The organism is Micromonospora antibiotica (assembly GCF_017599305.1).
Lineage (GTDB): Bacteria > Actinomycetota > Actinomycetes > Mycobacteriales > Micromonosporaceae > Micromonospora > Micromonospora antibiotica.
In genome coordinates, this window is sequence record NZ_JAGFWR010000043.1 from 1 (window position 1) to 20,751 (window position 20,751).

Annotated in this window: 16 protein-coding genes; 5 read left to right on the forward strand and 11 right to left on the reverse strand. The window is 69.8% G+C overall.

Going from position 1 to position 20,751, the window contains the following annotated elements:
* Nucleotides 1–794 precede the first annotated feature (794 nt).
* On the forward strand, nucleotides 795–1,514 hold the full coding sequence (locus JQN83_RS32125; RefSeq protein ID WP_208570909.1) for a trypsin-like serine protease: 720 nt from the start codon (nucleotides 795–797) through the stop codon (nucleotides 1,512–1,514).
* A gap of 155 nt (nucleotides 1,515–1,669) precedes the next feature.
* On the opposite strand, the gene JQN83_RS32130 is transcribed toward JQN83_RS32125, so the two are convergent.
* The 5 genes from JQN83_RS32130 to JQN83_RS32150 form a co-directional block, all read right to left on the reverse strand.
* Entirely contained in the window at nucleotides 1,670–2,005 is a 336-nt protein-coding gene (locus tag JQN83_RS32130) for a DUF6204 family protein (protein WP_208570910.1), read from the reverse strand.
* Nucleotides 2,006–2,189: 184 nt separating this feature from the next.
* Nucleotides 2,190–3,689 (reverse strand): type I restriction-modification system subunit M, encoded by a 1,500-nt coding sequence (locus JQN83_RS32135; RefSeq protein WP_307800010.1) that lies wholly within the window; start codon nucleotides 3,687–3,689, stop codon nucleotides 2,190–2,192.
* Nucleotides 3,686–5,095 carry a restriction endonuclease subunit S gene (locus JQN83_RS32140; protein WP_208570911.1) on the reverse strand — a complete coding sequence of 470 codons (1,410 nt, stop codon included), beginning with the start codon at nucleotides 5,093–5,095 and terminating at the stop codon, nucleotides 3,686–3,688. The genes JQN83_RS32135 and JQN83_RS32140 overlap by 4 nt, the downstream gene beginning before the upstream one ends.
* Entirely contained in the window at nucleotides 5,092–8,583 is a 3,492-nt protein-coding gene (locus JQN83_RS34275; protein WP_307800012.1) for a type I restriction endonuclease subunit R, read from the reverse strand. Before JQN83_RS34275 ends, JQN83_RS32140 begins: the two co-directional genes overlap by 4 nt.
* Nucleotides 8,584–8,803: 220 nt before the next feature.
* Complete coding sequence (locus tag JQN83_RS32150) at nucleotides 8,804–9,238, reverse strand: hypothetical protein (RefSeq protein WP_208570912.1); 435 nt, start codon at nucleotides 9,236–9,238, stop codon at nucleotides 8,804–8,806.
* Between the two features lie 182 nt (nucleotides 9,239–9,420).
* On the opposite strand from JQN83_RS32150, the gene JQN83_RS32155 reads away from it, so the two are divergent.
* Nucleotides 9,421–10,989: a PDDEXK family nuclease gene (locus tag JQN83_RS32155; protein ID WP_208570913.1), complete on the forward strand. Its 1,569-nt coding sequence runs from the start codon at nucleotides 9,421–9,423 to the stop codon at nucleotides 10,987–10,989.
* A gap of 90 nt (nucleotides 10,990–11,079) precedes the next feature.
* On the opposite strand, the gene JQN83_RS32160 is transcribed toward JQN83_RS32155, so the two are convergent.
* Nucleotides 11,080–11,343, reverse strand: a complete 264-nt coding sequence (locus JQN83_RS32160) for a DUF6244 family protein (RefSeq protein WP_208570914.1) — start codon at nucleotides 11,341–11,343, stop codon at nucleotides 11,080–11,082.
* Between the two features lie 471 nt (nucleotides 11,344–11,814).
* Nucleotides 11,815–12,036, reverse strand: coding sequence for a winged helix-turn-helix domain-containing protein (locus JQN83_RS32165; RefSeq protein ID WP_208570915.1), 222 nt, complete (start codon nucleotides 12,034–12,036; stop codon nucleotides 11,815–11,817).
* A gap of 451 nt (nucleotides 12,037–12,487) precedes the next feature.
* Here JQN83_RS32165 and JQN83_RS32170 point away from each other — a divergent pair, with 451 nt between their 5' ends.
* Nucleotides 12,488–12,892 carry a hypothetical protein gene (locus JQN83_RS32170; RefSeq protein WP_208570916.1) on the forward strand — a complete coding sequence of 135 codons (405 nt, stop codon included), beginning with the start codon at nucleotides 12,488–12,490 and terminating at the stop codon, nucleotides 12,890–12,892.
* A gap of 313 nt (nucleotides 12,893–13,205) precedes the next feature.
* On the opposite strand, the gene JQN83_RS33610 is transcribed toward JQN83_RS32170, so the two are convergent.
* A complete protein-coding gene (locus tag JQN83_RS33610; protein WP_244253644.1) occupies nucleotides 13,206–13,406 on the reverse strand; it encodes a hypothetical protein in 201 nt (66 codons plus the stop codon).
* A 416-nt stretch (nucleotides 13,407–13,822) separates the two neighbouring features.
* On the opposite strand from JQN83_RS33610, the gene JQN83_RS32180 reads away from it, so the two are divergent.
* A complete protein-coding gene (locus JQN83_RS32180; protein ID WP_208570917.1) occupies nucleotides 13,823–14,170 on the forward strand; it encodes a hypothetical protein in 348 nt (115 codons plus the stop codon).
* Nucleotides 14,171–14,279: 109 nt separating this feature from the next.
* On the opposite strand, the gene JQN83_RS32185 is transcribed toward JQN83_RS32180, so the two are convergent.
* The 3 genes from JQN83_RS32185 to JQN83_RS32195 all read right to left on the reverse strand — a co-directional run bounded on the left by JQN83_RS32185 (nucleotide 14,280) and on the right by JQN83_RS32195 (nucleotide 18,617).
* Nucleotides 14,280–15,077 carry a hypothetical protein gene (locus JQN83_RS32185; RefSeq protein WP_208570918.1) on the reverse strand — a complete coding sequence of 266 codons (798 nt, stop codon included), beginning with the start codon at nucleotides 15,075–15,077 and terminating at the stop codon, nucleotides 14,280–14,282.
* Nucleotides 15,078–17,594, reverse strand: a complete 2,517-nt coding sequence (locus tag JQN83_RS32190; RefSeq protein WP_208570919.1) for an FtsK/SpoIIIE domain-containing protein — start codon at nucleotides 17,592–17,594, stop codon at nucleotides 15,078–15,080.
* Nucleotides 17,595–17,804: 210 nt separating this feature from the next.
* Nucleotides 17,805–18,617, reverse strand: a complete 813-nt coding sequence (locus JQN83_RS32195) for an SGNH/GDSL hydrolase family protein (RefSeq protein WP_208570920.1) — start codon at nucleotides 18,615–18,617, stop codon at nucleotides 17,805–17,807.
* 201 nt (nucleotides 18,618–18,818) lie between these two features.
* On the opposite strand from JQN83_RS32195, the gene JQN83_RS32200 reads away from it, so the two are divergent.
* Entirely contained in the window at nucleotides 18,819–20,357 is a 1,539-nt protein-coding gene (locus JQN83_RS32200) for a M1 family metallopeptidase (protein ID WP_208570921.1), read from the forward strand.
* The last annotated feature ends 394 nt before the right edge of the window (nucleotides 20,358–20,751 follow it).

Genomic DNA, 20,751 nt, shown 5'->3' on the forward strand with positions numbered 1-20,751 from the left:
ACCGTGGCGTAGGAACCTTGATGATCTTCTGAACGGGTCATGCCCGTCTTGCTGCCACCAACAGCGGCGCTTCTATACCAAGACTCCCAAGTCAGACACCGTCACGACTTTGCCGGGGCCCTGAGGACGACTGTCGCCAGGACGACAAGAACTCTTCACAGAGGAGACCGAGGGCCGGCGTACGGCGGAACGGCGTGACGCGGGGTGGCCCGACGCATCTCGGCAAGGAGGTGTCGGAGCTGTGCGTTGCGCAGTTCCGGTTTGCCAGCTTCGACAGCCTGTTCCCCGCCGGCCCGTTCGACGTGCTCGACGCGGATGTCCTTCCATCGCACGTAGCGAGTGGTCGCCCTGCGTTCCTCCAGGCAACTCCCGTACCGGCGTCCCGCATCGATGATGCCGGTCTCACGCCAGGTCATATGTACGGCCGGGCGGGATCGAATCCTGCCGGCCGCCGTGTCGGCGGCCGGGCCACATCGCGAGCGACGCCCCACAAGCTAACCGATCGGAGATTTCATTGACTGATTCGGATCAGTCAGCATGCTTCCCGTAAGGTGACACAGCCCTGCTCCGCCGCCCATCCTGATCGGTGACTCAGTTCAGCCAAGCAGATCCCGGCGGAAATCGACCGCACGATCCCGCACCACCGCCCCGGAACGGCGTACCCCCGGATTGTTAAATCTTGGGGGCGGCACAAGGCTGATCTTGTCTGGTGGATTGGCCTCCCCTACGCTCCCTTCTGCCGGCGACGCCAACCGGCATCCGGTAACTCACGCATAGCCTGTCCGAGGAGCACAATGCTGCCCAGATCCATCATCTTCGCAGGCAGGCGTGCCGCCGCCGTGGCCGCGACGCTGACGACCACGCTGCTTGCCGTCCTGGTCGGGCAACCTGCGAGCGCAATCATCGGCGGCACCACAAGCGGCAACCTTACCGGCCAGGTGAATATCTGGATCGACAACGGCGCCTCCTACCAGTGCACTGGTTCCCTGATCGGGGAAAGGTACGTGCTGACCGCAGCACACTGCCTGGTCAGTCCGGTCACCAGGATGCGCATCTGGACCGGGAGTCGCACGCCGAAAGAGGGTCAGCAGATCGCTGTCGACGGTTACGCGGCGGCGGAAAAGGGCTACGACATCGCCATCCTGCACCTCGCCGGGCCGGTCAAGCAACCGCAGAACATCGTCAAGTACAGCGCCGGCCCCGGGATCATCAAAGCCGGCGTCAACGTGGCCGTGCGGGGCTGGGGGCGCGAAAGCAAGACCGGCATCGGGCCCACTCCGTCACTGAAGGTGTGCTCGATGAAGGTCAAATCCTCCGTTCCCGACATCCTCCAACTCGAAAAGATCAACGGAGTGACCGGAAAGGGCGACTCCGGCGCAGGGGTCTGGGACGGAAGTGTGATCCGAGGTGTCGTCTCCACCGGGGACGAGGACAAGCTCACCAACACCGTGCCGACCGCGCTCGTCGCGGGCTGGATCTATGCGAAGACCAACGTCCGGGGCGTCCCCTCCTGAGCGGCGACTGATCCGGTCACGACCCCTGCGGGCCGGTCCCGGGATTCCCGGTACCGGCCCGCCCGGCGTTCCACGTCACCACCCGGAGCGGCGCGGAAGCGGCGGCCAGCCGGTCAACTCCACCCATGTGCCTGCCGGTGGCCGGGTCCGACCCCCTACGCGCGTGCCCGGTGGCGGATCTTGATGTTGTCGAGGTCGGTCGCCACCGACCGGAGGTCACGGTGGTCGGCACCGAGTTCCGCGATGGCGGTGGCGGCCAGCGCTTCCGCCCTACCGATCACCACCGCTTCCGCCTCCTCCCGGGTGGCCGGGATCAGGCAGCGGAAGGTGAACCCGAGCAGGGACCGCTCATAGGTCACGGTGCCTTCCTCGGTGAACTTCGCCTGGAACACATCGTGCTCATCCGCCCTGGCGAGCAGCGCGGCACGCTGCGCGTCAGCGAGCGGCGCGAACTTGCCGCGCACGATGACCTGATAGGTCTTTTCGGCCATGGTGGGGACCTCCGGCTCCTGCTGAGCACGACGACATCGAAACGGCGAGCTGGCGACGACCGGAAGGAAAACGGCAGGTCACGGGTCACCACGCCACCGGCCGGCCGGTACGGCACGCGCTGGCGACCCTACCGGGAGGGCCGCCAGCACGCCTGCGTTTTTCCCAGCGGCCTTCCTGCACGGCTCAGTCGGCGTCGACCTGGGTACCCGTCGCGCCGAGGGCTTCGGCGATGGCGGCGAACTCGCGTAGGGCCGCCTGGAGGTCCTCGACGATCTCCTGGGCGATCACCTCGGGGGGCAGCAGCGCGTCGGCGTCCTCCAGGGAGGCGTCCTTGAGCCAGGTGATGTCCAGGTTCACCTTGTCGCGGGCGATCAACTCGTCGTACGAGAAGGGGCGGAAACGCTCGGTCGGCTCCCGCTCGGAGCGGTCCTTGCCGGGCAGGTAGCGGTCGACGAAGTCCTGGAGGTGTTCGCGGCGCAGCGGGTTCTGCTTGAGCGTGAAGTGCTGGTTGGTGCGGAAGTCGTACACCCAGAGGTTTTGGGTCCAGGGTTCCTCGCGGGCGCGCTTACGCTCGAAGAACAGCACGTTGGCCTTGACGCCACCGGCGTAGAAGATGCCGGTGGGCAGGCGCAGCATGGTGTGCAGGTCGTACTGCTTGAGCAGCCGGCGGCGAATGGTCTCCCCCGCGCCGCCCTCGAACAGCACGTTGTCGGGCAGGACGACCGCCGCCCGGCCGTCGATCTCCAACAGCGCGGCGATGTGCTGGACGAAGTTGAGTTGCTTGTTGGCGGTGGTGGCCCAGAAGTCGTTGCGTTCGATCTCGCGTTCCTCGCGGGACGACCGGCCGTCCTCCCCCACCATCCGGATCGACGAGCTGCGCCCGAACGGCGGGTTGGCCAGCACCAGGCTGACCCGCCGGTCAGGCTCCCGGCTGAGGGCGTCGCGCACGGCGATCAGCGACGGGCCGTTGGGGGTGCCGATGCCGTGCAGCAGCATGTTCATCGCCGCCAGCCGGGCGGTGCCGTCGACCAGCTCGGTGCCGGTGATCGCGCCGTGGGCGAGGCGTCGCCGCTGGTCGGGGGTGAGGGCGCAGCCGTGGTGGCGCTGGATGTGGTCGTAGGCGGCGAGCAGGAACCCGCCCGTGCCGCAGGCCGGGTCGGTGATCGTGTCGTCGGCGGTGGGCAGCATGCAGTCGACCATTGCGACGGTCAACGCACGCGGGGTGAAGTACTGCCCCGCGCCGGATTTCGCGTCCTCCGCGCCCTTGGCCAGCAACTCCTCGTAGGCGTCGCCCTTGACGTCGACCCCGGTGCCCGACCACTCCTGCTTGTCGATCAGATCGACGATCAGCCGCTTGAGCTTCGCCGGGTCCTGAATCTTGTTCTGCGCCTTGCGGAAGATGGTGCCGAGGGTGCCGCCCTCCCGGGCCAGCCCGGTGAGGATGTGCCGGTACTGCACCTCCAGGTCGTCACCCTCGGCGTCCAGCAGGGTCTGCCAGCTCAGCTCGTCGGGCACGATCTGCTCCGGCCGGAACGTCCGCCTGGCCCGCTCGTCGGCCATCTTGAGAAACAGCAGGTAGGTCAGCTGCTCCACATAATCGATGGTCGATACGCCGTCGTCGCGCAGCACGTCACAGTAGTTCCACAGCTTCTGCACCAGCCGGCGCGAATCCACAGTGCTCACAGTGGCAAGGTCTCCTGCTGGTAGTCGTCGCCGGTCACCCTGGTCGGCGGTGCCGCCAGCTCCTTCGGGGTACGCCGGGCGCGCGTCCGCTGCTTCGGAATGGCAGTGGAGCGCTCGACCCTGATCCGGGCGAGCAGGTCAGACGCCGGCTCGTCGTTCGGGTCCTGCGGCACGAGCCGCCCTGCAAACGCCTCCGCCAGCAGCGACGCCCGTAGCGCATCTGCGTTCCTGGCAGCGTGCTCAACCTCCGCGATCAGGCGTTCCACCCCCGCCAAGCGGTCGGCGGTGCGCGCCACGATCTCCCGCTGCTCGGTGAGCGGGGGTATGGGGAACTCCACCGCCTTGAATCTCGTAGCCGAGAGATGGGCGATGTTAGTGGTGATCCTCACTTCGCGCGAGAAGCGCCCGGCGTGCATATGGCGGCGGAAGACCAACAGCGCCCACTCCGGATCGACATCGGGGCCAGCCCGGAACCGCAGCAGGCTGTTGGTGAAGGCAACGTCCCCAGGAAAACCTCGATACAGCGCTGGGCGACCGAGCAACTCGGGGCTCTGGCCTTCGTTGAGCAGAATGTCGCCAGGCATGAGCTTGAACTTCTCGAAGACGGCCGGCGGGAAATCCATTTCCATCACATCGGTGGTGTCGATGCGGTCCTCGAAGACATTTGCGACACGCAGATAGGGTCGCATGTGGTCCCCGGTGTGCCAGTCCGGATGCCGTTGCCGACCGAGGTCGACCCGACCTGCCTCCGCAACGGTCACGGTCCGCCAGCCGGTCTCACCACCGACCGGAACCGAGTCGACCAGCAGCCGCTTCTTGAGCGCACGCAGGCGCAACAACTGCTTGGTGAGTAGATGGGATGCCGCATCAAGTCGAGAAAAGTGAATGTCGACGGCAGCGACGATCCGGCGCTGCTCGGCGAGTGGCGGGAGGGGCAGATCCAGGGACAGGAGCGCTTGTTGCGAGATGTTCCGCATCGAGTCCTGCTGGCCGCTGGCGCGGGCTGATATCTGACGCCTGATCGACGACGAGGAAAGCACCCGAAGGAGCCAGGCGGAATCGATCTCGGAAGACGGCACCAACCGGAGGCTCTTGTCACTGAGCAGCAGCCGGGGGCGGCACTCGCGGACCAGGACCGGAGCACCCACATACTGTTCCGTGTTCGCGCGGCTCACCAGGATGTCCCCGGGCCGGACCTCATACCTCGGGTCGAATTCCCGGCCCTCAGGAACCGCTTTGTTCTCCTGCTCACGGAACTCGCCCCAGGTCATTGCGCTGACCTTGAGCACGCCCCATTCGTCATCACGTGCGGGACGCGGGTGGCAGGTGAACGACTTGCCGGCCTCGATGCGCGTCACCAGATCGCCCAGCGTGGACCATTCCCAACCCGGTGGCAGGTCGGTCACGCGGAAAGCTCCTGGTTGAGTTCGGTGAGGAGGGGTTCGGCGCGGTTGCCGAACGCGCCCGCGTATCCGTCGATGCCGCCGCGTTCGGTGAAGGGTGCCCCTTCCAGGTCGTCGGGGGTGATCTCCACGCTGACCGCTATCACGTCCTTGATCCTCTCCAGCCACCACACCTGATCGGCAGTGAAAGTAGCGCCCGCCTGCCGTTGCCGCAGCAGCCACCCACGGAAACGCTCCTCTGTGGCCGTACGAAATGGACGCAGTTCCTGGTCGTGGCCGAGTTCGTAACGGATCAGGGCGACCAGGTCGGTGACCCCGCGCGGCCCGGTCTGCTCGGCGGTCCGGCCGAGCAGCACGTACGCCTGCCACAACGAATCCGGGGTCCACGCCTGCGGGGGCCGGGCGATCCGGGCCGCGAGTTCCTTGAGCTGTTCGTAGCTGACCCGGCCCTTGCCCTCGTAGAACACCTGCAAGGCGGTGATCTCGTCGCGGTGCTGTTCCAGGTAGTCGTGCCAGCTCCGCACGGTCACCTGGGCGCGTTCGGCGGCGGGCACCCCGGCCGCCGACACGAGCTTGTCGACGTTGACCTCGTCGATGGTGATGTCGTGGGCGCGGCGGATCTCCAGGATGCGGTCGCGTAGCTGCGGGTTCGCGGCCAGCGGGCGCAGCGCCCCGGCCAGCAGGTCGCGGACGGCGTCCGGCCCGGCCTGGGTCGCCGGGTTGAGCTGTTCGGGGGCGACGGCGTCGACCAGGCCCCGGACGATGCCGGTGAGCGGCTGCCCGCCCAACTCCGCCAGCTCGGCGCGTTCGTCGTCGGTGAGTTGCCGGTCGAGGCGGGACAACCGGGACGCCAGGGTGGCCACCTCGTTGGCGTCGGCGGTGAGGGTGCCGGCCTTGCGCAGCAGGTCACGCAGCGAGATCTGCTGTTCGGTGTGCCGTTGCAGCGGCACCGCCTCGTCCAGGTCGGCTTCGGTGACGCCTACCGCGTCGACGATGACGAACCGGTCCTTCACCTGGGCGTCCGGGGTGACGGACTGGAAGTCGGCGGGGTCGATGGTGCGTGCCCCACGCCCCTTCATCTGCTCGAAGTAGGTGGCGCTGCGCACCGGCCGGAGGAAGAACACACACTCCAGCGGGCGTACGTCGGTGCCGGTGGCGATCATGTCGACGGTGACCGCGACCCGCATCTCCGGGCTGTTGCGGAACGCCTGGATGAGGGTGTCGGGGTTGTCGCCGTCCCGCCGGGAGGAATAGGTGATCTTCCTGGCGAACTGGTTGCCGCGTCCGAACACCTCCCGGACCATGCTGACGATCTCCTCGGCGTGGTTGTCGTCGCACGCGAAGATCAACGTCTTGGGCACCGTGGAACGGCCGGGGAAGATCTCGGTGAACAGCCGCTCGCGGAAGGTCTCCAGCACCAGCCTCAGCTGCCCCTTGGAGATCACCGAACGGCCGACCTGGCGGCCCGCGTACGTGAAGTCGTCCTCCAGCTCCTGGTAACGCTCGGCGCGGGTCCGCCGGTCCCGCAGCGGCACGACCGTGCCGGCCTCGATCTTCTGCCCGCCCTCGGTGATCTCGGTCTTGATCCGGTAGACGTCGAAATTGACGTTCACCCCATCGGCGACCGCCTGCTCGTAGGTGTATTCGGACACCAGGTTCTGCTGGAAGAAGCCGAGGGTCTGCTTCACCGGCGTCGCGGTCAGCCCCACCACGAAGGCGTCGAAATACTCGATCACGGCACGCCACTTGCCATAGATCGAGCGGTGACACTCGTCCACCACGATCAGGTCGAACGTCTCCGGCGGCAACTGCGGGTTGTAACCCACCTCGGCCGGGGAGTCCAGGTCGTAGCTGTCGTACGCCCGGTCGTCCAGGTCGACGTCGGGTAGTTCGACGCCGCGCAGCGCCCCGTGGAGGCGCTGGATCGTCGAGATCACCACATTCGACGAGTCCAGCAGGCCGGCCCCGGAGAGCCGGTCCACCGTGTACAGCTCGGTGAACTTCCGCCCGTCGTCAGGGGTCTGGTAGCTGGCGTACTCACGCAGGGTCTGCTTGCCGAGGTTGTTCCGGTCGACCAGGAACAGGATGCGGCGGGCACGGGCGTGCTTGAGCAGCCGGTAGCTGCTGGTGACCGCGGTGAAGGTCTTGCCCGCCCCGGTCGCCATCTGAATCAACGCCCGGGGTCGGGCGTCGGCCAGCGAGCGCTCCAGGCCGTCGACCGCGTCGACCTGCGCCGGGCGCAGACCCAGCCGGTCCAGCGCCGGCATCCGGCGCAGCCGGGCACGCAGCGTCGGGGCCTCCGGCTCGTCGTCCGCCTCCCGCATCCACCGGGCGAGCGTCTCCGGCCGGTGGAACGCAAACACCTCCCGGGTACGCGGAAACGGGTCGAGTTGGTTGACGAAAGCGGTCTCGGTGCCGGTGGCGACGTATCCGAACGGCAGTGCCGCCTCCCGTCGCCACGCGCCGAGCCGCTGCTCGGCGGTCAACCCGTTGAGGTAGCGGTCGAGCTGCGCCTCCACCCCGCGCGGGGCGGTGCCCTCCCGCTTGGCCTCGATCACCCCGACCAGCCGCTGGTTGACATAGAGCAGATAGTCGGCGCGGCCCGTCGCCAGGGTCACCTCGCGTACCGCGACGCCGACGCCCGCGTACAGGTTGAGCTGGTTCTCGTCCTGGACCTGCCAACCGGCGGCGGTGAGCTGACGGTCGATCTCGACCCGGGTCTGCGCCTCGTTCAACGGCTCGTGGGAGGCGCGGCGGGCGCGGGCGATGAAATCCTCCCGCTTGGCGGCGGACACCGTCACCGGCTGCGCACTGTCGAATGCCTGCTGCGCCGCCTCGGCGGCCGGTTCGAGACTGGCGACCAACGCGGCGGCCTGCGGGCGTCGGGCGTCGGCGTCCCGCACCGCCTGCTCGGCGGCATCCGTCGCGGCGGCCTGGGCCAGCGCCAGCGACGGTTGCCCGTCCAGCAACAGCTTCGTCTGGGCGAGCTCCTGCTTGTACCGTTCGATCTCGGCGCGCAGCCCCTCGGCAATCGACACCGGGACCTGCGCCGGAGGCGGGGTCGGGGGCACGAAGCCACGCGGGGAACGGTCGTCGGTCAATGCCCGGTGGTACCAGACGCCCAGCTCGAAACAGGTCCGCAGCAGCACCAGTGCCTCACGGACCTCGCCGAGGTGGTCGTGGACCGCCCGGTTGCCGGTGTCCCGCAGGCGGTCGAAGGCGGCGTAGACCTTCGCGGTGACGGCACCCGAGGTGTGCAACGCCTGCACCTGGTGAAAGAACGTGTCCTTGGCCGGGGTGACCTGGGTACGCCGTACCAGGTCCCGGGCGAGGACGTCACCGAACGCGCGGGCCTTGAACATCGCCGACTGCGCGTCGACGTAGACGAGCAGTTCCGCCCCGGCGCCGTACCAGACCAGCAGCGGATGGTCCGCCAAGAACCCGAAGTTGGCAGACTGCTCCGCCAGGCGGCGTACCTCTCGATGATCCACGTCTCTCCACGTCCATAGCCGACGGTGAACACGTCAGAATATGAACGGGTGTACATTTTCGGAACCTGGTGCGTTATCGGAAACCCGACAATGTCGGGGCGCGGGCGACGTCGGGGCGCGGCGACGTCCGGACGGACTATGCGGGGAAGGTCTCATGCCACCGCGTCATGAATGTGCCTGACAGGCACAACCCTCCCCCAGGAATCACCCCCGCCCGGGGTCAGCCGTGGGGTAGCTCCCTGATGGAGCTGGCGACCTCGATCGACGCCTCCGCATCGAACCGGTCGACGTCCACCAGCACGTCGACCGCGAGCCCCGGTCGGACCAGCCAGAACGCCTCACCCCCGCCGGTCAACCCGACGCCGTCACCGCGCCCGAACTCGGCAAGCGGCCACTCAGCGGAATCCCGCTCGTGGTACCCGGCCAGGAACTCGCGCACCTGCAACAGCGTGGTCAGCCGTTCCCCCCGCAACACGTGCACCCGCAGGTCGACCCGGTAGCCGTCCTCCACCGCACGTTCCCAGACCCGGCTGGCGAAGCTGACGTCCTCCCACTCGGAGGCGAAGTCCGACACCAGTTCCCCGGCCCCCTCCGGCACCCACCCGACATGGAACCCGTCCAGATCGCCACCGTCACGCCCACCCAACTCCGCCATCCCCATCAACTTGCGGCCTCCAGCCCCGTACCACCGACACGAGCGGTGATCACTCCATCACAACAGAGCAGCCGTGTCACTACCGCTCGGCGACGAGCACTCCGAGCCGTGGACGCCCTGCGCCTCACCTGGCATCCATTGCCAGTTGCTGCGTCCCGTCGTCCACATGCGACGATCACGGCATGGCCCTGGTCTCTGCCGATGCCCTCGCCGGATATCTTCTTGAGGAGGCGATCGCCTTCCTGCTCAGCTCGAACGGATACCGGCTCCTGCAGGACTCGGATGCCGACGAGCAGGCCCTGCGGCAAGCAGGGCACGGCCTGCTTGTTCGCGGCCGGGGTGCTGACCACCAGGCTGACGTGTTGGGCGATCTGCTGATGCCGACACCGTTCTCGCTACCTGTTCGATTGTTCGTCGAGGCGAAGAACCGCAAGTCGAAGGTCGGCCTGACGGAGGTGCGGAACGCCCACGGGGTCATCGATGACGTGAACCAGCATTATTCGACCGAATTGTCGAGGTCCTACCGGCATCCGTTACGCCGGTACCAGTACCGCTACGCGCTGTTCTCAGCTGCTGGTTTCAAGAAGGAGGCGCAGAGCTACGCGCTCGCGCAGCAGATCTCGCTCGTCGACCTGTCCGGGCCGGCGTTCTCGCCCCTCATCACCTCGGTGGAACGGGCCGCGAGGCTGATCCTCGCCGAAGCGGTAAGCGCGGATCTCACGACTTTCCCAGTCCGGCAGGTACGACTGGCACTCCGGAGTGCGTTCAGTAGCGCGGGCGCCGAGGTGCCTGCGGCCGAGGCACCCTATCAGGGCACGGACGGCGGCCTGCCCGGGAACATCCTGGCATCCTGGGCGGCCCGGATGACCGCCGAACTGCAGGATTCGGCAACCGGTGAAGGTCTCATCCTGGGCTTCCCCGCAGCGCCGTTCATTCTGGCCATGCACCCCGACAGCATGGAGGACTTCGAGGCTTTCATCGCAACGCACGGCCCGAACATCGATGTGGACATTCGCTTCGGGCGGGAAGGGGTACGCGGGGATTGGACCATCACCCCTGTGGCAGACCCTGACGCCTTCCGGTTGTCATTCGGTCTCCCCGGCGCGCTGGAGGCCTGGTTGTTGTCCGTGCCTGGGCAGGACCGTCGGCGTGCGGCCGAGTCGAGGCAACTCCTATTGCCGACGATCAGCCTGTTTCTGGAGGACCGGCTGATCCGGTTGCGGTATGAACCGGTACAAGCGCCTGCCTGGCCTCCCCCCGACGAGGAGCAGGTCGAGGGCGACGCAGGGACGGACGCAGCCGACACCTCGTTCCTGCGCCGCAGCCTCCCGGCACGGCCCCGGCAACGGGAACGTCCCGAGGTGCGGATCGCGGTCGACAACCAGGCCGAGCGGCTGCCACGCGGGCTCCGAGGCTGGTCGGCTCGGTCAGCGGAAGAGCTGATGACCGTGCTCGACGACTCCTACCCGCTGCACGCCAACCTGATCCGTATGGCGGCGCTCCATCAAGGTCGGTTGGAGCGGGCTCAGGTGTACGACATCGCCGAGTTCCCACCCGCTCGTACGCTGCGCGGACTGACCCGCCCCACGAACCGCATCACGGCCTCGCTCATCGAGCAGGGCCGCCTTCCCGAGGAAGTGGAGTATCCGCTCCAGACGGGCTACGACCACGGCGTCCAGGCGACTCACTTCACCGTGCCGCCCGACCTCGTGGCAGCGCTGCGAGCGCTCGGACCGCTACACGGCATTTGAACGAGCGATTGTTGCTAGGACGACCAGGCGTTCCCCGACCAGACCGGGATGCTGACCACGCTGGTGGGCTGTGGCTACTACCACCAGAGATCAGGTTCCCAACGCGCGTACCTTGGAGATCGTCTCCTGGAGCTGCTGGTAGGCCGGCTGACCGCCCTGCGTAGCTTGGGCGAGCGCCTGCCGGTAACTGTCGATCACGCCGATCAGCGGGCCGGCGGCGACGCCCTGCAACGCCCCGGCGACCAGGGAACGCGCCTCGGCGGCGTCCTGTGCGGCCGCTGCCGTCTTCGCCCGCGCCTCGTCCAGCTTCTGCGAGGCCGCCGCCAGCTTCGCGATCATCTCCGCCGCGCTCACACACGCTCCCCAGGCCTGTCGACACACCACAGTCACGCCGCCGCACCGACGATGACCACAGAGAGCCTACGAGGTGAACACCGAACGCAGCCACCCCACACCGGGACCACCCCCACGCGGTACGGGAGACCACCGCCATCGCCCGACCCAAGCAAAGCCCCCACTGGCCAACCCCGCCCGGCCACCCCGCCCGGCCACCCCGCTGGGCTAACCCCGCCCGGTTAGGTCGCTGGGCTACCCCCGCCCGGTTAGGTCGCTGGGCTGACCCCGCTCGGCTAACCCCGCTGGGTACCCCCGCTCGGCTAACCCCGCTCGGTTAGGCCGCCACCTGCGGCCATGATCGTGCTCGATCCACGATGTAGTGGCCTCGTAACGCGGGGATGCCACTACAACCAGGAAGTAGCACGATCTTGGCGTCGGCGTCGGCATGGGGCGTCGGCGTAGCAGGGCATGGGGTGTGGGGCATCCCGGTCACTCCCGCTCGGCGACAAACACCCCAAGCCCGTGGACACCCTGCACCCATCCCTGCGTCTGCAAGACGAGAATGGCTTGCCGCACGACGGTCGTCGAGACGCCGTGCTCAGTCTTGAGCTGCATGGTGGAGGGCAACTGGTCCCCTGGCGCAAGCTCTCCTGATTCGATCTGCCCACGAATCTGGTCCGCGAGTTGTTGCCACTTGGGCTTGACGGGCATGTGTGTACTCCCAGGTCTGCCCCGCCATTCGATCACGTGCCACTACTCGTGACAAGCAACGTGTTGTCGTGCTTGCCTTGCGTGACTAGATGTGTAAAGCTCCCATCGATCGGCTCCCAGGTCTGCAAACCCGGAGCTGGTCGGTTCCGCACCCGCACAGAGCGCCCGGTCGGGTCATCCCCCCGACCCGACCGGGCGTGCCACCACCTACCCACACGCCCCGACTACCGATGCACCACCCTCACCAAGATCAGATTGCGATTTTGTACACGACACGCCGAGTGGAGTACGCAAAATCGCAATCTGATCTTGAGCCAGTCGCTCAAGCAACTGGACCAGCACCGTGCAGCTGACCGTCGCCCCCGACGGCGCGCTCTACCCACCAGACCCCGCCGAGACTCACCGGATCCGGCCAGCCCTCGCCCGAGGAGACCGACCTGGAGGTACCCCGATGAACGACCGACCCGACCACCACCCCAGCCGACGACAGCACGACAACCAGCGAGCACAGGGCGACCAGCGAGCACAGGGCGACCAGCGAGCACAGGGCGACCAGCGAGCACAGGGCGACCAGAGAGCACAGGGCGACCAGCGAGCACAGGACAGCCAGGGAGCGCACGACAACCGCCGCCCGTACGACAGCAACGCGTCGGACGCCGACCTGCCCTCGGAGTCCGGCGGGGACCTCGGCCTGCTCGTCTCCGACCAGGACGTCGAGGACGCCGACGACATCCTGTTCGCCCATCCCCCGCGCGTGGTGACCCGCCGGGTCTGCGGCTGTGGCGCGGACTACCCCTGCGAGCAGGTGAGGTACGCCCGACTGATCAAGGCCGCCGCGCCGAGGGGACGCCGGTGAACGCCGCCGAGCTGCGCCGGGCGGGCCGCCGAGGCACGGCGGACGTTGGCCGACCACGGCATCGAGACGTACACCGGAATCTGTCGGGGGTGCGGGTGGCCGGGGCTGCTCCCGCCGAGGTGGGCGACCGGCACCAACTCGATCCCGACCCGGCGCAGGCGAAACAGGTACCGACCGTGCGGCCCAGCGGTGACCACGTCGGCAACAGTGGCCGCGGAGGGCTTACCGCCCGACCTCTCCGGTGGTCGTCCCCGTAGGAAGACCACCGGGAAAGCGGAGGCACCGAATTCGGGAGATCAGAGGACGGCGGAGGTCAGCAGACGTTCGCCGTATTCCAACTGACCTTCGTCACGCCCATTGGCACATAGAAGAATCCGTCGCCGGGGGTAGCACAGTCCGTGCCGGTCATAATCGTTCCGGCAGAGTTGAAGCGCCAGCTGATCGCGGCGTTTCGGTCCGTGTAGTTGTAGTAGTTGAAACCCGTGATGTTGCCGGTCCACTCGGTGGTGGTCACCAGGGACGGAGTCTCCGTAGGGACCCCGTTCGGGTGATCCCAGTGGGGCCAGACGCAGAATGTGCCCGGCTGGCAGTTCCCGGGCGGATAGACGCCGGCCCCCAGCTGGGGTGCCGCCGAGGCAGGAGGGGTAACAGCCAGCACACCGGCGACGACCCCGGCGATGGCGAAGGGTTTCAACAGCACAGCTACCCACTCCCATTGATGTTGGTAGATCGAAATCCCAAGCTACCGCCGGAAAGTTGCACGGTCAAGTACCTGACGCCCCCGGGGTGCCGGCGGGAAACTCGGGCCACCCGGCGACAGCAATCAGTGACGAGGTTGTTGACACGGGGAATATAATCGATCCAGATCAATTCATTGCGGGCTGAACGAGCTCCGACCCCGTTCCTGGACACCGTGAGGAAGGGAAGCTCATGCGCAGTTTCACCAGCCGAATCGCTGCGGGTCTCGCCGCCGCATTGATCACCACACTGGCCGTAACGATACCGGCGTCGCCCGCAGCCGCTGTCGAGACGCTCAAGGTCCCCGACGTCGGCCTCGTCTTCTACCAGGCCACCACGCAGATCATCGTCGGCAGACAGGCCACGCCCGACGGCATCTGCCGCCCGGTCCCGGCAGAGGCGATCTGGGCGATCGGCTGGAACGGCTTCGGTTCCGTCTCCGGCTACCGGACCTCCGACTGCACCGGTACCGCGTCCGAGCTGAACAACTTCCACAGCTGGCCGTACGAGGGCTACTACCTCTCCTACCGGGCCGGCTGACCAGCGTTCCCGGTGGTCGTTCGCGCACGAGCACCGGGACGAGGCCCCTTCTTCACCGCCGCCGCGACGACCACCGCCGCAGCAGCCGCCACCGGCCCCGCCAGGCACCTCACCGCACGACGCGGAACAGCAGCAGGGTCACGCAGTACGCCAGCGGCACCAGCAGGACGCAGACGACGAAGCCGAGCGGGGCGTACCGGGGCGGATCGGTGCTGGCCAGTGCCGGCCGTCCCCACCGACCGAGGATCAACCAGCCGGCGACGAAGGAGATCAGCGGCAGCCCGGCGCAGGTCAGCGCGCCCAGGGTGAAGCCGTCGACCACGCCGATGCCGTTGGCGACCACCAGCACCAGCATGACCAGTGCCCCGACGGCGGCACAGCCGGCGTAGACGGCGACCGCACGGGCGGTCGGTGACCAGGTGGGCAGCAGAGCGGGCCGCTGGGCCAACGCCTCGGCCTGCTGCCCCAGCCGGTCCGCCTCGTCGACCAGCCGCCCGGTCTCCGCCAGCACCACCGCCGGATCGCCGTCCACCCCGGACCCGCCGGGACCCGTGCCCGCCCCGGGGGCGGGCCCCGGGGCCGAACCGGGGGCGGACCCCGGGGCCGAACCGGGGGCGGACCCCGGGGCCGAACCGGGGGCGGACCCCGGGGCCGAACCGGAGCCGACGGCGGGACCCGTGCCGGCCCCGGGGCCCGGCCCGGGGGTCGGGTCGGCCACGGCAGGTAGGCCGGCGGCGGCGAGCTGGGTGAGGCGCTGTTCCTGGGCGGCCAGCCGCTGACCGAGCTGGGTCACCCCGGCGTGCAGGCTGCGGCGGCGTTCCGCCTCGGCGGCGGCACCCCGCTCACCCTCGCGGATCCGGGCGGAGAGCTGCCGGACGGCCGCCGCGTAGTCGTCGTAGCCGGCCACTCAGTGTTCCTCCTCGTCGGGCTGGTGACCGGGGCGGACGAACGGCACGATCACCGTGCGCCGCTGGGCGTGCCGGTCGACCAGCAGGGCCCGGTTGGGGCGGGGGGTCCACACCAGATCGGTCACCCCGAGATACAGCCCGAGATCGTCGGCGGGCACGTTCAACGCCACCAGGCAGGCCACGTCGTCGCGGTTCTGGCTACCGCCGAGGTCGTCGGCGAGCCGACGCAGCCCCCGCCACCAGCCGAGCAGGTGCACCCCACGCCCCGGCCCCTCCCCCAGCAGCGCCCGCAGGTCGTCGTGGCCGGTGCGGTAGGTGTCGGGGTCGGCGGCGGCGAGCACCGCGCCGGCCGCGTCCACCCCGAAGACCACCAGGTACGTCCGGCCGCGCTCGCCGGGGCCGGCGGTCAGCGCACCGATGCGGGCCCGCAGGCCGGCCGCGTCGACCTGGGTCACCTGATGTCCGGCGGCCTTCAACCCGGCAGCCGTGTCGTTGGCGAGTTCGTCGGCGGCCGACACCAGCGGGACCAGCACGAACTCGGCCTCGCCGGGGCGGTGCTGGCCGGCCAGGCTCAACGCGGCGGCCCGCAGCACGTGCCCGCCGGTCGCCGAGGTGCCCACCACGGCCAGGTGCCGGCCGGGGGAGGCGTCCAGGTCGAACCGGGCGGTGCTGCCGGCCACGTCGACCGTCCGGCCCACCAGCACCGCCGGGCGGCGGGTCACGGCGGCGGCCGGCATCGGCTCGTCCTCCAGGTGGGCGGTGGCGTAGCCCCGGAAGACCGCGGGCGGGCCGGTGTCGTCGGGACGGGCGTCCCACAGTTCGTAGCGCAGCCGGGCGAGCTGGCGGGCGTCGGCGTGCGCGTCGGGGAACCGCAGCAGGGTGTCCGCGCCGGCCGCCCCGGCGGCGGTGTTGACCAGCGCCGTGCCGATCCGGGTCGGGCCGGTCACGGTGGCCCGGGGGCCGAGCACCGGCTCACCGCCGGGCAGCGCCACCCGCAGCGCGAACTGCCCGAACAGCGACTCGGCCCGGCCGTACAGGGCTTCCACACCGCTGGTGCTCTGACTGGCCAGCACCAGGTGCACGCCGTACGAGCGGCCCTTGCGGGCCAGCTCCTCCAGCAGGTCGACGGCTTCCCGGGCCAGCCGGTCGTTGCCGGCGAACAGCACGTGGAACTCGTCGATCACGGCCACCGTGCGGGGCACCGGTTCGGTGTCCGGCAGGTCGGCGAGCTTGGTCACCCCGTGCCGCTTGAACAGCCCGGCCCGCCGGCCCAGCTCCCGGCGCAGCTCGCGGAGCACGGCCAGGCCGTACTCCCGGTCGGATTCGACGCCGACGGCCCGCGCGTGCGGCAGGAACGACGGGTCCCGTTCGGTGGGGACGAACTCGGTGAAGCTGACCCCCTCCTTGAAGTCGAGCAGCCACAGCTGAAGCTCGGCCGGGGAGTAGCGGGCCGCCAGGCCGTAGAGCACGTCGAGCAGGAAGACCGTCTTGCCCGCGCCGGTGCGGCCACCGACCAGCCAGTGCGGCGTCGCGTCGTCGAAGGCCAGCACCACCGGGGTACGACCGGAACGGCCGACCACGGTCCGCAGGCCGGCGCGGGCGGACTCGGTCCAGCGCCGCTCGGGCAGCAGGTCGGCCAGGTGCAGGGCGGTGTCCCGGCGCACCTGCGCGCCCAACTGGTCGGCCAACGCCTGGACCGCCCCGGCGGGCGGATCGCCGTCGAGCAGCACCGGCACGGGCAGGCCGGTGCCGTCGGCGCTGAACGGTTGCCCCGGCGGGTCGCCGATGCGGGCGTAGCGTTCGTCGAGGCGTACCTCGGTGGTGCCGCCCAGCGCGGGTGGGACCTGCCCGGGCGTGGTCACCGCGCGCCCGGCGAACAGCACGCACACCCCGGCGGTCGGGCCGGCGTGGGTCAGCGCGGCGAGCCGGGCCAGCTCCCGCGGGCCGGGCGCGGACGCGGCCACCACCAGCAGCAGTTCCGGTTCCTCCGCACCGGTCTGGGCGGCGCGGGCGTGCGCCTCGGCGGTGTCCAGCAACGCGCCGATCTCCGCCTCGGTGGTGGCGACCCCACCGAGCACCCCGGCGTCGCGCAGCGGGCGCAGCGGAATGAAGGTGGCACCCCACGCGGCCGGGTCGATGCCGACCACCCGCACGCTGCCCGGCGTGGCCGTGCTGAGCAGCCGCAGCACCAGCACCCGCAGCAGCACCGCCACCCGGGGATCGCGGGCGTCCCGGTCGACCGCCAGGTGCCGGCCGGCACCCAACGGCAGCAGCAGCGGGAACCGTCCGTCCGCCGTGGACGCCTCCCCGATGCGCACCGGGGCGGGGCCGCCGTCCGCCGGTGGGGCGGCCAGCGTGTCGGCGAGCCGGGCCAGTCGGGCGACCAGGTCGGCGGTGCGTTCCGGGACGGGCTCCCCGGCCAGCCGGTCCAGCAGCGCACGGGCCGCCGTCCACCGCTGCCGGGCCTGCCGGTGCGCGGTGACCGCCTGCCCGTACGCCGATGCGAGCCTGCCCACCCACTGCTCCCCACCGCCGCGCGGACGAATCGAGGGAACCCTAGCGCCCCGGCCGGTCGGCACGCACGACCCGCCCACCGGTCAGCTGGTCGGCGTCCCGACTGCGGCCCGCTGTCGGCGGTGTCGCCCGGCGCTCCGGTGGGCTCGGGAGGCGACCGACGCCCGACGCCGGCGGTCGGCGACCCGGGGGCCGCCGACCGTCGGCGTGGGTCAGCGCAGCGCGGCGGTGAGCGCCGGCAGGTAGCCGGACCGGTAACCGTCGGCGTTCGGGTGGTACGCCTCGATGACGCCGCTGACGTCGCGGATCCACGGGGCGGCGGCGCAGACGCCGTGCCCGGTGAAGAACGGCCGGGTGTCGGCGAAGGTGGCCCCGACCGCCCCGGCCCGCGCGGCGGTGACCGTGGCGAGCACGTCGGCGGCCTCGTTGAGGATGGTCCGCTTGTAGCTGCTCATCGCCAGCACGCCGCAGGAGCCGGTTTCGAAGAGCCGGGGGTAGCCGAGCACCACCAGTCGGGCGTTCGGGGCCCGGTCACGGATCGCGGCGTAGGTGGCGTCGAGCCGGCCGGGCAGCGTCGAGGCGGCGAAGCTCTTGGCCTTGTCGACCGCCGCGGTGCAGGTCGCCGTGCTGCCGAACCGGCAACTGGTGATCACGTCGGCGAAGCCGGCGTCGTTGCCACCGATGGTGATGGTGACCAACGTGGTGGTGGCGCTCAGCGAACGGACCTGCTTGCTGATCACGTCGGAGGTGACCGCCCCACCGCAGGCGGGGAAGGCGAAGCTGGTCACCGCGTTGGCGGCGGCCCAGAGCGGGGCGTACGACTTCTGGCTGCGCAGGCAGGTGGACAGGTCGTACGGGCCGGCGCCGACGCCGGAGGAGTACGAGTCGCCGAGCGCCACATAGTGGACGGTGGCGGCCTGGGCGGCGGTGGGGACGAGCACGACACCGACGGCGGTGGCGAGCAGGGCGGCGAGCGCGGTGGCCGCACGGGCCAGGGCACGACGGGGTAGGGCGCGGTGGGGCATGACGGTCCTCCGGGGGCAGGAAGGGTGGAGCCTCTGGACCGCGCGCGTGGCCAAGGGGGGTGAGGCGTTGTTACTAGTCGGTAATGCTAGCGAAACATCGACACAAAGAGAACAGCCGATCCCCACCGATCCGACGCACACGTTTCCACCGCCGTCGATTAGGTTGTCGGTGCGAACACCCCGATGGAGGGAGTCCACCCCGTGCGACGTGTTTTCACGGCGGCCATCGCCGCCCTGACCGTCACCACCGCCGGCACCCTGGTGACCGGCACCCCCGGCCAGGCCGACGCCCGACCGGGCAAGAGCCGGTCGGTCGCGGTCTCGGCCGCCCCGAAACCCGGCAGCCCCGGCCTCGGCGACCCCTACTTCCCCGACTACGGCAACGGTGGCTACGACGTCGACCACTACGACGTGCGGCTGCGCTACGAGCCGGCCACCGACCGGCTCAGCGGCACCACCACCATCCTGGCCACCGCCACCCAGGCCCTCTCCCGGTTCAACCTCGACTTCCTGCTCGACGTGGAGTCGGTGCGGGTCAACGGGTGGACCGCCCGGTACGCCCGGGAGGGCGACCACGAGCTGGTGGTGACCGCGCCGCGCGGCCTCACCACCGGCCAGGCGATGACCGTCGTGGTCACCTACTCCGGCGTGCCGTCGGAGACCCTGGTGAACGGCTACTCCGGATGGACCCGCACCGTCGACGGCGCGCTCGCCGTCAACGAGCCCGAGTCGGCCTGGTGGTGGTTCCCGTCCAACGACCACCCGCTGGACAAGGCCACCTGGGACGTCTCGGTGTCGGTGCCCGACGGCGTCGAGGTGATCAGCAACGGCGTGCAGCCCCGGCCCCCGCTGGCCGAGGCCGGCAACCGGATGCGGTGGGGTTGGCGCAGCACCAAGCCCGGCGCCACCTACCTGGCGTTCCTGGCGATCGGCCAGTACGACATCGTCACCGACACCGCCCCGAACGGGCAGCCGGTGATCAACGCCTACAGCACCACGCTGGGCGACCGGGCTCCCGCCGCCCGGGCCAGCATCGAACGCACCGCCGAGGTCGTCGACTGGGCCAGCGGCGTCTTCGGGCCGTACCCGTTCGAGGCGCAGGGGGGTGTGGCCGCACCGATCGACAGCCTCGGCTTCGCCCTGGAGACGCAGACCCGCCCGGTGTACGGGCCCGGCTTCTGGCGGCGCGGCAGCAACCCGTACGTGGTGGTGCACGAGAACGCCCACCAGTGGTTCGGCGACTCGGTCTCGGTGGCGAACTGGAGCAACATCTGGCTCAACGAGGGCTTCGCCTCGTACGCCGAGTGGCTCTGGTCGGAGGCGCAGGGTGAGGGCACCGCGCAGGAGCTGTTCGACTTCACCTACGCCAACTATCCCGCCGGCGACGGCTTCTGGCAGGTGCTGCCGGGCAACCCGGGTGCCGGCGCGGTCTTCGACGACGCGGTCTACGACCGGGGCGCGATGGCCCTGCACCAGCTCCGGCTGACCGTCGGCGACGACGCGTTCTTCCGGATCCTGCCCGCCTGGACCGCCGAGCACCGGTACGGCAACGGCACCATCGCCCAGTTCCAGGCCCTCGCCGAGCGGATCTCCGGCCTCGACCTGGACCCGGTCTTCACGACCTGGCTGTTCACGCCCGGCCGGCCCACCCCGGCCACCGCCACCCGCAGCACGACCGCCCCGGCGCAGCCGAAGTCGTGGACCCAGATCCGGGCGGCGCACCAACTGCTGGCGCGCTGACCGACCCCGGTTCGGGCTGCCCGCCCCCGGCACCGGCGCGGGCAGCCCGGACCGGCCTCTACTCCAGCACCCGCCCGCGCCTCGACTTCGACAACCGCCTGCCCGCCCTCGGCTCCAGCGCCCGCCCCGCCTCAGCTTGGAGTGCTCTGCCGCATCTCAGCTCCGGCGCTGGCCCGCTCGGCTACGGCTTGGGCCGGCGTCGAGCCGGGCAGAGGAGGTAGTCCCGGACAGCAATATGCCTGGCTGGCATAAATATGCCAGCCAGGCATGACTCGTGTTTTGACCGTCGGGGGGATTCGTGGTGGTGGAGGTCTAGCGGAATGGGGAGGACCCTGTCCATGATCTGAGTTCTCACACAAAGATCATCAATGGGCAGGGTCCTCGATGAGGAGCG

What these genes read in the sequence shown, in the direction of transcription:
- JQN83_RS32165 (WP_208570915.1), bottom strand. Translation starts at nt 12,036, where the DNA reads ATGCCCGTCAAGCCCAAGTGGCAACAACTCGCGGACCAGATTCGTGGG.
- JQN83_RS32195 (WP_208570920.1), bottom strand. Translation starts at nt 18,617, where the DNA reads ATGCCCCACCGCGCCCTACCCCGTCGTGCCCTGGCCCGTGCGGCCACC.
- JQN83_RS32150 (WP_208570912.1), bottom strand. Translation starts at nt 9,238, where the DNA reads ATGGCGGAGTTGGGTGGGCGTGACGGTGGCGATCTGGACGGGTTCCAT.
- JQN83_RS32155 (WP_208570913.1), top strand. Translation starts at nt 9,421, where the DNA reads ATGGCCCTGGTCTCTGCCGATGCCCTCGCCGGATATCTTCTTGAGGAG.
- JQN83_RS32170 (WP_208570916.1), top strand. Translation starts at nt 12,488, where the DNA reads ATGAACGACCGACCCGACCACCACCCCAGCCGACGACAGCACGACAAC.
- JQN83_RS32130 (WP_208570910.1), bottom strand. Translation starts at nt 2,005, where the DNA reads ATGGCCGAAAAGACCTATCAGGTCATCGTGCGCGGCAAGTTCGCGCCG.
- JQN83_RS32180 (WP_208570917.1), top strand. Translation starts at nt 13,823, where the DNA reads ATGCGCAGTTTCACCAGCCGAATCGCTGCGGGTCTCGCCGCCGCATTG.
- JQN83_RS32125 (WP_208570909.1), top strand. Translation starts at nt 795, where the DNA reads ATGCTGCCCAGATCCATCATCTTCGCAGGCAGGCGTGCCGCCGCCGTG.